The sequence below is a fragment of the Pontibacter sp. MBLB2868 genome, from assembly GCF_051904785.1.
GTDB lineage: Bacteria > Bacteroidota > Bacteroidia > Cytophagales > Hymenobacteraceae > Pontibacter.
In genome coordinates this window covers 2995368-3009661 of the sequence record NZ_CP196710.1, presented here as the reverse complement: position 1 = coordinate 3009661, position 14294 = coordinate 2995368, and the positions used below count along the sequence as shown (strand labels likewise).

Here is a 14294-nt window from a genome sequence, read left to right as displayed (position 1 = left end):
TAAAGCACCCCAACTAAAAAGGCAGACAGTATTACCCTGTTTGCCTTTTTAGTTCAGCTTAGTTTATTCAGAGATTCTGTAAAACCAGTTCAGCACCTTCTTCCCCTACCAGCGAGCCGATGGCTACCCCCATGCCACCCATGCGCACAGCACAGCATACTCGCTCCGACACTTGCTGCACAATAATTGTTTTCTCTTTACCTACTCCCATTATCCCGCTCCATCGGTGCTCAATTTCGAAAGGTACATCAGGGAGTATAATGTTTGTTAAAAGCTCCTCCAGTTTGTCTTGTACAAGGTCAGTTAAGCCAAGCTCTGCTGTTTCCTCGGTTTTAAAGTCAAGGTTGCGGCCTCCGCCAAACAAGACTCTGTTTCCGATGTTCCGGAAGTAGTAATATCCGCGATCATAATGAAAAGTGCCTTTCAGGGGTAGGTCAGGAATAGGCTTTGTGATTAGTACTTGCGCTCTGGCCGGTACTACTGCTAACTCAGGGAGGAGTTTTTTTGCAAAACCGTTGGTAGCTACCAATACAGTTCGTGCAGTAATATCTATACTTTGAGCAGTAGTTGCAGTTATGCTGGTCCCATTGTCGTGCAACGACTGGATCTCCAGGCCATTTAAAACTAACACCCCAAGGGCCTGTACCTTTTGGGTGAGCGCCAGGATCATTTTACCTGTGTCGATCTGCCCCTCGGCAGTGCTCTCCAGGAGATGCGCCACCTGCTTAAACCTGAAATTGTTGATTTTCTGGTCTGCCTGACGGTATACATGAGGCTCGCCCACGATGGCCTGCAGGTGTTTGTTTAAGTATGGTAGCTTTTCGAGGCAGGCTGTGTAGAGCTCCTCCTGCGAGCTTTCAAACATTTCATACCCACCCCAGCGGTGATAATCGATCTTTATATCGCCGAGGTTTTTACGTAGGCGTTGCAAACCTTCCCAGCGGCGGGCTACCAGTCCAAATACTTGCTCCTCGGTATGGTGGCTAAGGTCGTCCAGCAACTCTGAGGGGCTGCCAAAACAGGCGAAACCAGCGTTTTTAGAGCTTGCGCCTGTTGGTAAAAGTCCGCGTTCTGAAACTAATATCTTCAACTTTGGCTGTGAGACTTTCAGGTGTAAAGCTGCATTCAGTCCCACTATCCCGCTGCCAACGATCAACACATCAATGTTGCCAAAGTAAGTCTCCTTCTCCCAAAAGCTAAGTTGCATCGGTATCTGTTTAGTCTTCGCGGGTATATTCGTGTTTATAGTTTCGGGCTGTTTGCTCGTCCAGCAGCTCAAAGTGCGTGAGCATCACTTCACGTTCCCCTTTGTTCAGGCCACGCACAAAAATACCTTCCGGTGTTTCATAAACAGAGTAGTTATGCTTGCCGAAAGGGTAGAGGTTGTTGCTCTTTAAAGTAGTAGCATTTGTCAGGTCAGCTACCTGGCCGCTGCTAGTAGTAACTATAAATTTATTCTTGTTCGTCATGTGTGCAATCTAATAAAATTCGGCTTAATACATTGCTTACCGCTTCTGGCTTATGAAGTACCATCAGGTGCTGCCCGTGCTGTATTTTAATTATATCCGGCCTGTCATAAAGCGGAAGGATCAAGTCTGCGGTGCCGTGTATCTGAACAATATTTGGCGGAACGGTTGCTTGCTGCCACTCCAATAACCTGCCCAGTGCCCACCTCAAAAAGTTTTCATCGATCCTGAAAAATACAGATTTAAGCATTCTTCTTTCATATGGGGTATGTGCCCCGAAAAAGAATGGGGCAAGAGGGTATGTGTTCTGCATTAACTTAAATGGCATGACCTTGTGGAGGTGCGTTTTGCCCGCCAGCCGGTAATACCAGGGCAAAGCATGGCGGGTAGCAAGACTGGAGATAAGTATGGTTTTACGTGGCCGCAGCAGCTTGGCAAGCTCAATAGCCACCAAGCCACCAAACGAGAAACCGACAAAAATGGGATTGGCAGTGTCTGCTATCTGGGGGAGCAGGCGCTGAGCATAGGATTCCAGGGATTCATCAAGGTTCAGTGGATCTAACCATTTAATTTGTTGCTGGTGCAGGTGATCAGGTAGTTTCAGAAACTGAAACATACGCCAGTCTGCCCCTAGGCCACTGATAAAGTATATTGTACTCATGGTAAGGCTATACGCAGATTCAGAGGCTTATTTGGGTAAAAATTTTAGAATTGCTGCTGTGCTGTTTTAAAACCGTGTACCGGGATTCCAGCAAAATGAGTTGCCAGTCGGTACAGATAGGTAAGTTTCCTGCTTGTGGGTAAAGTAGCTGTTAAGGTAAGCTTGATTGTGATTGGGTACGTTCGTTGCCCGTATTCTTTGCAGTCAAAAAGGGCGTGTTATTTACATTTGTTTTTCAAAAATGGCTATCAGGCTGTTCTGAAGGCTCTTTTGCTGCTGTAGTTGCTCCTGTTTTTAACCTCCAAATACCATATTAAGGCTAATGAGCTGTTTATCAGTATTTACCTGTTGTTCACGGATAAAATATGGCTGTTGGTATAAAACAGTAGTGATTAATGTAACAGTACCTTGCAATGCAAAGTACTATAGAGTAAGTTTGTAACAACAATAAGTCATTAACCACTAAACATTTACCATTATGAAAATCATCATCTTATTATTCGCTTTTGTATTCGGTTTTGGAGCTACAGTTAAAAAGTCTGCTGACGATATGAAGAAGATACAGACCAGAACTGAGATCAATGAATACAAGGATTACCCAAATTTACTGCCTGAGGTTGAGATTGTAGCTGAAAAGCAGTAGTCGTTAATTCAATACTTTTTAAAAATTATAAAAAATAAAGCCATGAAAATCATCATCTTATTATTCGCTATTTTTTTCGGATTTGGGCTTGCGAGCCAGGAAGTGTTAACTGTAAAACATCCTAAAGAGGTTACTGCCAATGTAGAGCAGCTCACAGTAGCACAAGAGCCAATGATGCACGTTGTGCTAGATACCGTTGAGATAACTGTAAGTGCCCCACATGCGATTGCTGGAATTTAAAAGCAATCGCATGACTCCTGCCGGAAACATGGGAACGGTGATCGCTACTGCTTGCCGTCTGCGTAATCCTGCATAGATCGTGCTTCTCTTTGATGCAGTGTGTCTGACTGCCAGAGAGATTTCCAACCGCCTCCGTAAGTACCTTCAACTTTGCCCTTAACAAAGGCAAAACATATCACCAGAACACCAACCAGCATGCTGTTAACAATGGTTGTTGTGCTTTCGTACCCCAGCACCCAGGGTGCCAGAAGCAACCAAAAACCGAGAGGCAAATTATATAACCTGACCACTCTTGTTGCTTCCCACCAGGATATGATAGCAAAAGACGCAATTATAGGCCCAACGATATGATTGTTGTCGGCCACTACGCCCTGATAGCCAAAGATACCGGGTGAAGCCATTAGCCAGAGCCCCAGGATAGCGTTTATAATTTGTGCCCACATGTTATTTCACTTTATCTTGTACACTTTTATATCCCCAGAAAGCTTTCCAGGCAGATACATCTGAATTTTTCACCCGCTTCATATACTGCAGGCTAGCCAGCATTTCGTCCATGGCAGGGCCAATCATTATAATAGAGATCAAGGCTGAGCAGAGGCAGAGGGTGCACCAGGAATCATACACTACAGGCTGCAGTACCACCAGCAAAATACTTACAAAACCTAAGGGGCCTACAGCCATGCCGAACAAAATAACGATCCATGGCATGGTTCTCCAGCGGCGAGTACCTCCTACTGCTCCGGTTACAGCATCAAGTAAATAACCGATTGCCCCTAGGGCTGCATCTGGTATAGGGAGTATATTCGATGTCTTGGAAGTTAATATCTGCTTACTGCCGTTTCCGAAAAAAGGGTCCCATACGTTGGTTACCACATGTAGCTGAAAGAGTGCCAGATAGGTTGCGATACACACGCCCACAACAGCAAGACCCACAATTGGCAGCCGCTGGCCCCAGGTTGCAGGGTTATAACTCCACCCTGGCGGTATGCCTTCTTCATGCATAGCAGTTTAGTTTATGTTAAATATAGATTTATTATGCTATGTGAATCATTACGGCTACTACGAGATGGCGTTTTTTTTTAATGCATAACAGCACCTGTACCTCGTTTTTTAATGGAAACAGGTATATTAAAATCCAAGTAGAATTTTTGACGAAGCAAAAGAGCTATAGAAGTTCTGCGGTATTATCTTTCTCTTCAAAAGTGGTAGGGCAGGAGATTAGCCATTTCTCGGCATCTTTACGATTTAAAAAATTTTCCATGTTCAGGTTTGGAATGATCCTGAGGTAAAGGTCTCTGGCTGATAGCCTGCTGAACATGTTGTTAGAGTATACATGGGCAAAACATTGCAAGCCAGCATCCATTATCTGGGGCAGCCATTCGTACTCCAGCCAGTCATTTGCATCTTCCCAGTCTCCTGTAGACTCTGTTTTGTCGTTAAGTAACTTAGGATTAGAGTATTTGCGTAACAGCTCCAGGTACACCATAGCCCCTGTAATCACGTTATCTGCTGTTATATGCCCAAACCACTTTGCTTCCACATACGCTTTTTTATACGTAATCATCAGATACACCATGCCATCAGGGTGTGTGAGTAAAATTGGGTTTGGCCAGAGAGTTATCAGGTCTTGATATTCCTTAAAATATACATCCATAGGAAAGGAGTAAATGGATTCTGGTAAAACTTCAGAATTTATACGTTACAGGCTGCAGAATGGAGTGTTAAATTATTGAAATTAACGTGTAGCAGTGGGAGAACTGATGCCAATGTATATTCCGTTAGTACGAATTTCAACGGGGTGCGCCACGGCATTGCGCGTTCGGTACTCACACTCCCGACCACTGGAAAGGTCATATCTGTAGCTATGCCAGGGGCAAATCACTTCATTCAGGTAGTTTGTGGTACCACGGCTTAATGAGTATCCAAGGTGCGGGCACGTATCATCCACAGCAAAGAATCCGGTGTTGGTGTGGGCAAAGCAGACAGCGCGGCCATCAAGTACGAATTTATGTAGTTTCCGGAGGGGTACTGTTGTTTTTGCCTCCTGCAACGAGTCAAAGACCTTGTGCCATGTATACTGCGTTTCTGTTTCCGCCATTTTACTGAGCCTTTATCCGAACAGCTTTCACATAACCCCGGGCGGGCAGGGTTTCTACAACATCGCCTTCAAACCAGGCCTGGATTTCCTGCCCCTCCTGCAACTGTTCTACAGTCAGTTTCTCGCCTTTAGAATCTTCGATCAACGTTTTATCATCTATGCTAATGTTTGCCTCCCGGTATTTTGCTTCAACACCCTCTACTGCTTTAACCATAACCATTGCCCGTACTGCATCAGCATCTCTATCAGTTGAGATGGCATTTATATAACCATATACATCTGGCATTGTGTCAGGCATACGCTTTGGTTCATCGCCTCTGCACCCTGTGGCTATACTTAGTAATAAAGCGAAGCCTGTAAGATATAGTGTAAAGCGGGAAAATTTGTGTTTTACTCTTTTATCAACCATTAATGCTTCGGTGTTTTGCTGTTAAACCACACTAAGCCAATCACAATGGCAATTACGAGTATGATAATGATTATTAGTGTCATCTGTCTTTTCGTGTTAGTTTAAGGTATTCTATTGTACTAATGAAGAAGAGCCCTTGTTGCATAAACTCGCAACAAGGGCTCTTGATTAGTTGTTGTTATACCTGGGGTTAAGCTACCCGCAGTACCGTTTCATTTGATAAGGCCTGACGGATGCTGTTTTCAGCAGAAAAGTGTCGGAGGTAATCACCACGTCTGCTAATTTGCGTACGAGGTTCCTGCATAAGCACCACCTTAGCACGCTTTCCCACTGTTATCAAACCGACGCCCTGGCGCTGGCATTGCTTTAGCAGATAACTGGCTAAACTATTATTCCGGAAGCAAAGGCTGCTGATAGATATCCCCAGCCATTTTTCATTTGCCTTGTGTTGTCTAAGCGCATCTACCTGCTGACGTATCTTGCGCTTCAGGTAATTTTTTTCAGAAAAGGAGTGAATGTAAAAGCCGCTGATCGCTACTAAGAAAGGTGCTACCCACATGTAAAGCCAGTGATCGCTTTGAGCGGCTACCAGAAAGCTTGTTATCAAAAGCACGGCAGGCGTGATATAGCGAACCTTGCTCAGGCCATTCTTCTTGTAGTTAATAAGTATATCAGCTAGCGGGAAGGCATCTTTAAAAGATACAGTAGCTACAAATATGGAGCTGTCTCTATCCTTAAAGGCAAATAAACCATCGACTTCAGCACCATTCTTTGTTTTATCTGACTTACTTATCAAAACGCTTTTTGCGCTTTGCTGCAACGCATAATAGTGCTGCAAATAGTCAAACGCAAAGTCTTCTATTTTACTTTCTTTGGTGCTGGACATATGAAGTCAGGTAATTTTAGCTAAGTAGCAACGGTACTAATATAAAGAAAAAACGCTATCAACTCAGGAACTTTAGGGGTATATTATTTCAACCCCTTTTTACACATAAGTGGTGTTAGAAATATCACAATTGATTCTTCTTACGCTACAAATATATGAACGGTTGAATATAAATCCTATTAATTATGGTTTTTGTAAGGCAGTGCCTGCTGAGCTAATTTTCTGAAGCTATTTCTGTTTCTGCCAGATTGCCTTAAAATTAGCTCACAGAACGTTTACTAAGAAAATTAAGCGCGCTGTTTATCTACAAAAAATTGCTTTCTGTCAGGTGGAATAGGAGAAGGATGCTTTTGCACACTTTATTTTTTAGCTTTACATAACTTAGCTTTAAGATCCTCATTATAAGCTTTACAATTATAAAACGTACTATGAAAAAGGCGGCTCTTATCCAACGGTTCTTATTGTTGGCACTTCTTCTTGCTTTTACCTTCCCTGTTCAGGCTCAAACACCTCCCAAGCCCTCTGCGGCAAAGGTGCTCCAGGATATAAAAAAGCTTAATGTGCTAGGATCAGTGTTGTATGTGGCTGCCCACCCCGACGATGAGAATACGCGACTGATCGCATACATGGCCAATGAGGAGTTGTTCAATACGGGCTACCTCTCCGTTACCCGCGGCGATGGAGGGCAAAACCTGGTAGGTCCTGAGATACGGGAAGGGCTCGGTATAATCAGAACGCAGGAGTTGTTGCAGGCACGCAGAACAGATGGAGGGCAGCAGTTTTTTACCCGGGCAAATGATTTCGGCTATTCAAAAGATTCTGATGAGACCTTCACCATCTGGGACAGAGAACAGGTGCTTTCAGATATGGTATGGACGATCCGTAAGTTCCGGCCTGATGTAATGATCACACGTTTCCCGCCGGATGCACGTGCTGGCCACGGGCAGCATGCCGCCTCAGCTATACTTGCTGCAGAAGCTTTTAATGCAGCGGCAGATCCGAAGCGCTTTCCGGAGCAATTGAAATATGTGGAAGTATGGCAGCCAAAACGCTTGCTCTGGAATACCGGAGTATGGTCTTTTGGGAGCCAGGCAGAATTTGATAAATATGTTGACCAGTTGTTAAAAATTGATGTGGGAGTATATAACCCGCTTCTGGGAAAATCATATGGAGAAGTAGCTGCTGAAAGCCGCAGCATGCACAAGAGCCAGGGCTTTGGAGCCGCCGGTTCCAGAGGTTCTGCCATAGACTACCTGCAGCACACGCAGGGTGATAAAGCTGAAAAAGATCTGTTTGAAGGTATTAACACGACTTGGAGCCGTGTGAAAGGCGGTGAGAAAGTAGAAAAGCTCATACAACAGGCCATCGATACCTACCAGCCTGCAGCACCTGCCGCTGTAGTTCCTGCTCTAATTCAAGCAAAGAAGGAGCTGGACAAGCTACCTGGCGGTTACTGGAAGCGCGTGAAGCAGGAGGAACTGCAGGATGTGATCCGGTATGCCCTGGGTTTATATGTAGAAGTTACTGCCGCCGATTATGCCGCAGCCCCTGGAGAACCTGTTCAATTGCAGATTGAAGCTATTAACCGTTCTACAGTGCCTGTTTCCATACAGCTTGTAAATTATACTTTCGCCTCCAAAGACACCACTTTAAATAAGCAACTGCAAAACAATGTGCCGGTTAAATTTGAGCAGCAAATAACTCTTCCGGCAAGTATGGAAGTGTCGCAGCCATACTGGCTTCGAAAGCCAGGTACGCTTGGCATGTTTGCCATAGAAGAGCAGCAACTGGTTGGGTTACCCGAAAATCCTGCTGCCGCTCAGGTTACTTTCCGGCTACAGGTGGCCGGTGAGCCGCTTCAGTTGCAGGTACCTGTTGTTTATAAGCGCACAGATCCTGTAGAAGGGGAAGTATATCGTCCTTTTGTAGTTACACCGCCTGTTTTTGTGAACATCAACGAAAACGTTTACATGTTTGCTGACCAGGAGCCCAAGCAGGTGCAGGTGCTGGTGAAAGCGGGAAAAGTTGATGTGTCTGGTAACGTAAAGCTGCAACTGCCTAAAGGCTGGCGTTCAGAACCTGCTTCGGTACCCTTTAACCTTAAAAACAAAGGCGAAGAACAGGAGGTTACTTTCATGGTATATCCTCCGAAGGAGCAGCAGGAAACGGAGCTGAAGGCCATTGCCACGGTTAATGGCAAGACTTATAACCAAGGCCTAAAAGAGATCAATTACAGCCATATTCCGGCCCAGGTTCTTTTCCCGGAGGCTGCTGCCAAAATTGTGAAACTGGACTTGAAGACAAGGGGGCGGAAAATTGGGTATGTGATGGGAGCCGGAGACGAAATACCTGCAAGCTTACAACAGATTGGATATAATGTAACACTCCTGCATGACGAGGACATGCGGCTACGTAACCTGCAGCAGTACGACGCTATCATTATGGGGGTGCGCGCCTATAATACAGTGGACCGCTTAAAGTTTGATCAGCCAACGTTGATGGAGTATGTAAAGAATGGTGGTAACCTGATCGTGCAGTATAATACTAACCATAGCCTGGTATTACAGAACGTTGGTCCATACCCGCTCAAACTGTCCCGCGACAGAGTTACGGTAGAGGAGGCAGAAGTACGCCTGCTTGCACCTGAGCACCCGGTTCTGACTACACCAAATAAGATAACTAAAAAAGATTTTGAAGGATGGGTGCAGGAGCGAGGTTTATACTTCCCGTACGAATGGAGTAAGGAGTATACGGCTATACTTTCATCGAACGATCCGGGAGAACCCGCACGTGATGGTGGACTTTTGGTGGCAAAGTATGGCAAAGGCAACTACATCTACACAGGGTATTCCTGGTTCAGGGAATTACCAGCCGGAGTGCCCGGGGCTTACCGTTTATTCGCAAACATGATTTCGCTGGGTAAAGGTAATGAGGGAACAACAGGTAGTAAAGCACAGCACACCCTGGAGTAGCTGTAAGTATACTGCGCCTGTTAGTACAGATAAAATTGGTAGCATTTTAAGTCTCCTGAAATAACTATATGAAAGATAATCACCCTGTTGACACGGAGCCGCCTATCACCAAGCCTCCGTTCTTTAAAAGCTGGGCAGGCATGTATTGGTTGGTGCTGGGTAACCTGGCTTTCCTGATCATCTTGTTTTATACCATCACTAAAATTTACGAATGAGGCAATTAGACTGGATCGTGCTGCTCGGCACACTGGGCTTTATTGTGATCTACGGAGTCTGGAAAACGCGCGGGAGCAAAGACATTGAAGGTTACCTGAAGGGCGACAACAGCATGAAGTGGTGGACCATTGGTTTGTCTATCATGGCGACACAAGCCAGTGCCATTACCTTCCTGTCCACACCAGGGCAGGCTTATGAAGATGGCATGCGCTTCGTGCAGTTTTATTTTGGTTTACCGATCGCGATGGTGATCATTTCCATCACTGTTATTCCAATCTTCTACAGGCTCAATGTGTTTACAGCGTATGAGTTCCTGGAAAGCCGCTTTGACCTGAAAACACGTTCCCTGGCGGCCTTATTATTTCTGGTGCAGCGGGGGTTGGCAGCAGGTATCACAATTTATGCGCCTGCCATCATACTTTCTACTATGCTTGGCTGGAGCCTGACTGTTACAAACCTTATCATTGGGATACTGGTGATCATTTATACCGTATCGGGTGGCACCAAGGCTGTAAGCGTAACCCAGAAGCAGCAGATGGCTGTTATGATGGGTGGCATGATCATCGCCGGAATTATGGTGGTGAGTTACCTGCCGGCAAATGTTGGCCTTGGCGATGCTGTGGCTGTGGCTGGCAAAATGGGCAAAATGAATGTGGTGGATTTCTCTTTTGACTGGGATGACCGTTACAATTTCTGGTCCGGCATTACGGGAGGCCTGTTTCTGGCACTGTCTTACTTCGGCACAGATCAAAGCCAGGTGGCGCGTTACCTGGGGGGTAAATCGATTGGCGAGAGTCGATTGGGCTTAATTTTTAATGGCCTTCTGAAAATACCCATGCAGTTCCTGATTCTTTTTATCGGGGTTATGGTATTTGTGTTCTACCAGTTTAACCAGCCCCCGGTATTTTTTAATGAGGCAGCCAAGAGCAAAGTATATGGTACTGCTTATGAGCCCGAACTTCGGCAGTTGGAAACAAAGTATACGGCACTGTTTGGGCAGAAGCAGCAGGCAGTACAGGGCTTGGTAACCGCATTAAAATCAGAAGATGAGGCCGCCATATCCGCAGCGGAAGGCGAGGTAGCTGCTTTGACTGCAGCTGGAAAAGAAGTGCGGGAAGAGGTGAAAGGCCTGATAAAAAAAGCGTTTCCCGAAGCAGAGACAAGAGACACCGATTACGTGTTTATATCTTTTGTGATGAAGTACCTGCCGGTTGGCCTGGTAGGCTTGCTGTTAGCCGTGATATTTTCGGCTGCCATGTCGTCTACAGCCTCAGAGCTCAATGCACTCGCTTCTACTACAGTCGTGGATATCTACAGGCGCTCTATCAACCAGAAAGGTGATCCTTTGCATTACCTGAATGCCTCTAAAGCTTTTACTGTTGCCTGGGGTGCAATTGCTATACTTTTTGCGACCTATGCCTCCTTGCTCGATAACCTGATACAGGCAGTAAACATTATCGGATCCATCTTCTACGGAACCATACTTGGTATTTTCCTGGTGGCATTTTACTTCAAGCGCATCAAGGGCAATGCCGTTTTTTATGCCGCCATTCTCGCTGAACTCGTGGTGCTTTACTGCCATTTCTACACCGAAATCGCTTTCCTGTGGTTTAACGTTATTGGCTGTGTCTGTGTGATTCTGTTCGGTTTTGTACTTGAAGGCTTAATAGGCAAAAAGAAAGAGGAATTGGTTGCCAGGTAGTAGAATAATTTATGTTCTATTGCAGAGGCAGCAGCTATCGAACCTAATCCCAGTCCTTGGGTTGAGCGCCTTGTGAGATTCCGGTGCCGCCCAAGCGGCATTGCGACCAAAGGGTAGCAAAGGAAGGGAACACAGCGCGATGCCCGAGGACGTGCCCTCGCGGGCTAGAGCGCACCAGTGCAAACGTGAAACAAAATAGCAAGTAAAACTGAGGATAAGCAGCAGCTAGAAAGGACAGCTGGATCATAAACAGCGATGAAAGACAGTTGTTAAAAACTGCCGAATCATTGACTCTAATTAAGCTAAATTTGAAGATGTAGAATCATTAGCTGATAATTAGTACCAGCTAATAGTTAGAACTAAAAAACGTGATCTACCTTGGCTTCTGTGCGGCAACAATATAAACCAGACTCCCTCCAGCAGAAACATATTCCTCATTCTGCAGCTTCTGTTTCATAGTAATTTTGTTGTAGAGCAGTTTCTGCCAGTAAGCATCAAATTTCTCTTTGGTGCCGCCACCAGCCATGTAGTAGTTCAGGTTGTCCTGGTAATCATAGCCCATGGCCTCAGTTTCTATCCACTGCATCATCTGTTCTACGCGCAGCATCTTCTCCTGCGTATCGTAAGGTGGAATGATGGCAAGTGCTTTGTCAGAGATCCAAACTTTAATATCCTTCAGGCCAGCTTTCAGGAACAAGTCCGGTATCACATCGCCAAGAGAGTTAAAACCTTCGCCGAGTGCCTTTTTGCCCTTTTCGATGCGCAACTTAATTTCGAGCACATCCAGCATACCCTCTACATTAAAATCCGTTTCTCCGTAGCGGTCGAACATGAGGTTGGGCACCAGGTTATTGGGCTCCAGTGCCAGTACCCATCCACCAGGTTTAGTAACACGCATCATCTCCTGGATAACGCGCTGCGGGTTTTTTACATGGATCAGCAGTGTCTGGCAGAGTGTTACGTCGGCAATACTATCGGGTAAAGGGATCTCTGTAGCGTTACCTACCTTAAATTCATAATGGATGTTGTTGCGTCCGAATTCACTCTGAGCCCGCTGTCTTGCCTCATCAATATACCCGGGCTCATAATCTACGCCATATACTTTTGCCCCGTCAGGCATGTATTTAGAGAATTTAAAACCCATCATTCCCTTCCCACAGCCTATATCCACTAGGGTCTGGCAATAATCAATATACAGGCGCTTGGCGAGTAACTCCAGGTAATCCTCGTTCCACCAGTACTCCCGGGCCGGACCCAGGTGCTCTTCCGAATGCATTTTCTCTTCCAACAGGTATGGGTTTTGGTGATTATAAAAAAGCCTCCGAAGTATAACTCCGAAGGCTCTTTTATACGATTAAAACAAAGATAGCTTTATTTCATCTTTTTCCACTCAGCAATTGCCTTTTCATTCAGACTCACATAATCAGGGTTACTGGCAGCTTTGGCTAGTTCCATTGATTTTTCTGCAGTCTTGATAGCTTGCTTGTAGTCTTTCATCTTAGCCTCTATTTTGGCTTGCGTGTGAAGATTCCAGTACTTAGGATCAGTTGCATTCGCTTTGCTAATCCACTCGCGTGCCTGCTTTAGGTCGCGGTTAGTTTCATAATAGTAGTTTGCTGCAGCTGCATAAAGCGCCGGAGTTGCAGCAGGATTTTTCAATACCTGCTCGTCAATCTGGCTCATCACTTTGCTGTCTACGTCCGTTTTAATGGTAAAAGGAACAATTGTTTTGTCCCACAGGATCTCCACATCGGTAGCATCCGCTTTCAGGTTGGTAAAGTTGATGGTAAATGACTCTACCTGGCGAGGGTTTTGTTGTGGCTTTACAGTAAAGCGTACTAAATCTTCTTCAGGCTTATACTCTGCACCACCATCGCCCCAGTGCTTGGTGTTTTTATGGATGATGATGGTCCATACATCTTTGCCCGGAATGGTGTAAAGGGCATACTCACCTGCAGGCACTTTATTGCCTTCGATGGTTACATCTTCTGAAAACTTGATCTTAGTTGACGCGTTTGCACCGGTTCTCCACATTTTGCCATAAGGAACCAGGTCACCAAAAATTTTGCGGCCCTTCATCGACGGACGTGAATAATCTACTGAAACACTAGCTAAACCTACTGCCTGCTCTACTTTCTGAGCTGGGCTTGGCGCGGGCATTTTAATTCCCTGTGCCTGCACTGAGCCTGCACCAAGTAAAAGCGCAGCAGACAGTACGAAGCCAATAATTTTTTTCTTCATAAATTTTTTATTGTTTGGATAAGCGTATTGTGACAGTGTAATGATACTCATTTTCCAGAGGACAAACGAATGATGTTTAGCCATTCAGGCTGTAATTTCGACAGACTAAAAGCTTTGCCCTATACTTAACCCGAAACGTGGCACCAATGCCAGACCCGGTGTTCTTACATTACTTTCCGCCGACAAAAAGGGCGTTAATGCTACTCTTACCAATAAACCACCATTTGGGTTTTGATATCTGAAACCCAACCTGCCAAAGTACATATCGTGCAACAGGTCCGGGTGATCAGTTAGTCTGCGGGTATAACCTAAACCGAACTCAAAATGTTTTCTGTTGCGGCCCAGCATGCCTATGGCTTCTACGGGAATAATGGGGTAAGGCCCGGGTTCTTCAGGTATAAAGAAAAGATTTGTGCCAACGCCAACTCTCAGGCCAGTCTTAAATTCTACGCGCTGAAAAAAAATCCGCTCAAAATTGACAGAGTACGTGTCGCCGTTGCCACTGAGCTCCAGATAAACCGCATTTTTAGCCCTGAAGCTTTTCAGGAATTCATGCTGTGCCCGAAGCTGCAACGGGCAAAGAAGCAAATAGCAGGCAGCAATGAGTAAGAAAGCGGATGGTCTTAGTTTAAGCATTGGTAGCTTAGGTGGTAGCTTTAGAGTGCTAAGTTTATGAAAAGCTTACAAAAATATAGAAGTAAATATATACTAAAAAAGAGAGATACTGCTAACGTTACGTCAACAGTATCTCTCTTTTAAT

Annotated in this window: 17 protein-coding genes; 5 read left to right on the top strand and 12 right to left on the bottom strand. The window is 45.3% G+C overall.

The annotated features are described in order from the left end of the window. Positions 1–67 precede the first annotated feature (67 nt). From ACSX1A_RS12795 to ACSX1A_RS12785, 3 genes are read right to left on the bottom strand one after another with little or no spacing between them, the layout of a single operon-like run. Positions 68–1207, bottom strand: a complete 1140-nt coding sequence (locus ACSX1A_RS12795) for an NAD(P)/FAD-dependent oxidoreductase (protein ID WP_439880035.1) — start codon at positions 1205–1207, stop codon at positions 68–70. A gap of 10 nt (positions 1208–1217) precedes the next feature. Further along, positions 1218–1469 (bottom strand): hypothetical protein, encoded by a 252-nt coding sequence (locus ACSX1A_RS12790; protein ID WP_439880034.1) that lies wholly within the window; start codon positions 1467–1469, stop codon positions 1218–1220. Further along, complete coding sequence (locus ACSX1A_RS12785; RefSeq protein WP_439880033.1) at positions 1453–2127, bottom strand: alpha/beta hydrolase; 675 nt, start codon at positions 2125–2127, stop codon at positions 1453–1455. Before ACSX1A_RS12785 ends, ACSX1A_RS12790 begins: the two co-directional genes overlap by 17 nt. Before the next feature lie 478 nt (positions 2128–2605). On the opposite strand from ACSX1A_RS12785, the gene ACSX1A_RS12780 reads away from it, so the two are divergent. Both ACSX1A_RS12780 and ACSX1A_RS12775 read left to right on the top strand, forming a co-directional pair. Then, positions 2606–2770, top strand: coding sequence for a hypothetical protein (locus ACSX1A_RS12780; RefSeq protein WP_439880032.1), 165 nt, complete (start codon positions 2606–2608; stop codon positions 2768–2770). A gap of 42 nt (positions 2771–2812) precedes the next feature. Further along, positions 2813–3010: a hypothetical protein gene (locus ACSX1A_RS12775; RefSeq protein WP_439880031.1), complete on the top strand. Its 198-nt coding sequence runs from the start codon at positions 2813–2815 to the stop codon at positions 3008–3010. A gap of 44 nt (positions 3011–3054) precedes the next feature. On the opposite strand, the gene ACSX1A_RS12770 is transcribed toward ACSX1A_RS12775, so the two are convergent. The 6 genes from ACSX1A_RS12770 to ACSX1A_RS12745 form a co-directional block, all read right to left on the bottom strand. Further along, positions 3055–3453 (bottom strand): SPW repeat domain-containing protein, encoded by a 399-nt coding sequence (locus tag ACSX1A_RS12770; RefSeq protein WP_439880030.1) that lies wholly within the window; start codon positions 3451–3453, stop codon positions 3055–3057. 1 nt (position 3454) lies between these two features. Beyond that, entirely contained in the window at positions 3455–4012 is a 558-nt protein-coding gene (locus ACSX1A_RS12765) for a vitamin K epoxide reductase family protein (RefSeq protein ID WP_439880029.1), read from the bottom strand. Positions 4013–4175: 163 nt separating this feature from the next. Continuing rightward, on the bottom strand, positions 4176–4664 hold the full coding sequence (locus ACSX1A_RS12760) for a hypothetical protein (protein WP_439880028.1): 489 nt from the start codon (positions 4662–4664) through the stop codon (positions 4176–4178). An 81-nt stretch (positions 4665–4745) separates the two neighbouring features. Further along, entirely contained in the window at positions 4746–5108 is a 363-nt protein-coding gene (locus ACSX1A_RS12755; RefSeq protein WP_439880027.1) for a Rieske (2Fe-2S) protein, read from the bottom strand. 1 nt (position 5109) lies between these two features. Further along, the gene (locus ACSX1A_RS12750; protein WP_439880026.1) at positions 5110–5406 is read right to left on the bottom strand and encodes a DUF3221 domain-containing protein; all 297 of its coding nucleotides are present in this window, start codon (positions 5404–5406) and stop codon (positions 5110–5112) included. A 301-nt stretch (positions 5407–5707) separates the two neighbouring features. After that, a complete protein-coding gene (locus ACSX1A_RS12745) occupies positions 5708–6403 on the bottom strand; it encodes a hypothetical protein (RefSeq protein WP_439880025.1) in 696 nt (231 codons plus the stop codon). Positions 6404–6831: 428 nt separating this feature from the next. Here ACSX1A_RS12745 and ACSX1A_RS12740 point away from each other — a divergent pair, with 428 nt between their 5' ends. From ACSX1A_RS12740 to ACSX1A_RS12730, 3 genes are all read left to right on the top strand, one after another. Continuing rightward, entirely contained in the window at positions 6832–9375 is a 2544-nt protein-coding gene (locus ACSX1A_RS12740) for a PIG-L family deacetylase (protein ID WP_439880024.1), read from the top strand. 68 nt (positions 9376–9443) lie between these two features. Further along, positions 9444–9590 carry a hypothetical protein gene (locus ACSX1A_RS12735; protein ID WP_439880023.1) on the top strand — a complete coding sequence of 49 codons (147 nt, stop codon included), beginning with the start codon at positions 9444–9446 and terminating at the stop codon, positions 9588–9590. Beyond that, complete coding sequence (locus ACSX1A_RS12730) at positions 9587–11293, top strand: sodium:solute symporter (protein WP_439880022.1); 1707 nt, start codon at positions 9587–9589, stop codon at positions 11291–11293. The genes ACSX1A_RS12735 and ACSX1A_RS12730 overlap by 4 nt, the downstream gene beginning before the upstream one ends. Before the next feature lie 373 nt (positions 11294–11666). On the opposite strand, the gene ACSX1A_RS12725 is transcribed toward ACSX1A_RS12730, so the two are convergent. From ACSX1A_RS12725 to ACSX1A_RS12715, 3 genes are all read right to left on the bottom strand, one after another. Beyond that, on the bottom strand, positions 11667–12581 hold the full coding sequence (locus ACSX1A_RS12725; protein ID WP_439880021.1) for a class I SAM-dependent methyltransferase: 915 nt from the start codon (positions 12579–12581) through the stop codon (positions 11667–11669). A gap of 83 nt (positions 12582–12664) precedes the next feature. Beyond that, positions 12665–13534: a DUF2911 domain-containing protein gene (locus ACSX1A_RS12720; protein WP_439880020.1), complete on the bottom strand. Its 870-nt coding sequence runs from the start codon at positions 13532–13534 to the stop codon at positions 12665–12667. A 105-nt stretch (positions 13535–13639) separates the two neighbouring features. Then, complete coding sequence (locus ACSX1A_RS12715; protein WP_439880019.1) at positions 13640–14170, bottom strand: hypothetical protein; 531 nt, start codon at positions 14168–14170, stop codon at positions 13640–13642. Positions 14171–14294 lie beyond the last annotated feature (124 nt).

Coding starts and splice junctions, on each gene's coding strand:
- ACSX1A_RS12745 (WP_439880025.1), bottom strand. CDS start 6,403: ATGTCCAGCACCAAAGAAAGTAAAATAGAAGACTTTGCGTTTGACTAT.
- ACSX1A_RS12770 (WP_439880030.1), bottom strand. CDS start 3,453: ATGTGGGCACAAATTATAAACGCTATCCTGGGGCTCTGGCTAATGGCT.
- ACSX1A_RS12785 (WP_439880033.1), bottom strand. CDS start 2,127: ATGAGTACAATATACTTTATCAGTGGCCTAGGGGCAGACTGGCGTATG.
- ACSX1A_RS12720 (WP_439880020.1), bottom strand. CDS start 13,534: ATGAAGAAAAAAATTATTGGCTTCGTACTGTCTGCTGCGCTTTTACTT.
- ACSX1A_RS12730 (WP_439880022.1), top strand. CDS start 9,587: ATGAGGCAATTAGACTGGATCGTGCTGCTCGGCACACTGGGCTTTATT.
- ACSX1A_RS12765 (WP_439880029.1), bottom strand. CDS start 4,012: ATGCATGAAGAAGGCATACCGCCAGGGTGGAGTTATAACCCTGCAACC.
- ACSX1A_RS12790 (WP_439880034.1), bottom strand. CDS start 1,469: ATGACGAACAAGAATAAATTTATAGTTACTACTAGCAGCGGCCAGGTA.
- ACSX1A_RS12755 (WP_439880027.1), bottom strand. CDS start 5,108: ATGGCGGAAACAGAAACGCAGTATACATGGCACAAGGTCTTTGACTCG.
- ACSX1A_RS12715 (WP_439880019.1), bottom strand. CDS start 14,170: ATGCTTAAACTAAGACCATCCGCTTTCTTACTCATTGCTGCCTGCTAT.
- ACSX1A_RS12740 (WP_439880024.1), top strand. CDS start 6,832: ATGAAAAAGGCGGCTCTTATCCAACGGTTCTTATTGTTGGCACTTCTT.
- ACSX1A_RS12775 (WP_439880031.1), top strand. CDS start 2,813: ATGAAAATCATCATCTTATTATTCGCTATTTTTTTCGGATTTGGGCTT.
- ACSX1A_RS12780 (WP_439880032.1), top strand. CDS start 2,606: ATGAAAATCATCATCTTATTATTCGCTTTTGTATTCGGTTTTGGAGCT.
- ACSX1A_RS12750 (WP_439880026.1), bottom strand. CDS start 5,406: ATGCCTGACACAATGCCAGATGTATATGGTTATATAAATGCCATCTCA.
- ACSX1A_RS12795 (WP_439880035.1), bottom strand. CDS start 1,207: ATGCAACTTAGCTTTTGGGAGAAGGAGACTTACTTTGGCAACATTGAT.
- ACSX1A_RS12735 (WP_439880023.1), top strand. CDS start 9,444: ATGAAAGATAATCACCCTGTTGACACGGAGCCGCCTATCACCAAGCCT.
- ACSX1A_RS12760 (WP_439880028.1), bottom strand. CDS start 4,664: ATGGATGTATATTTTAAGGAATATCAAGACCTGATAACTCTCTGGCCA.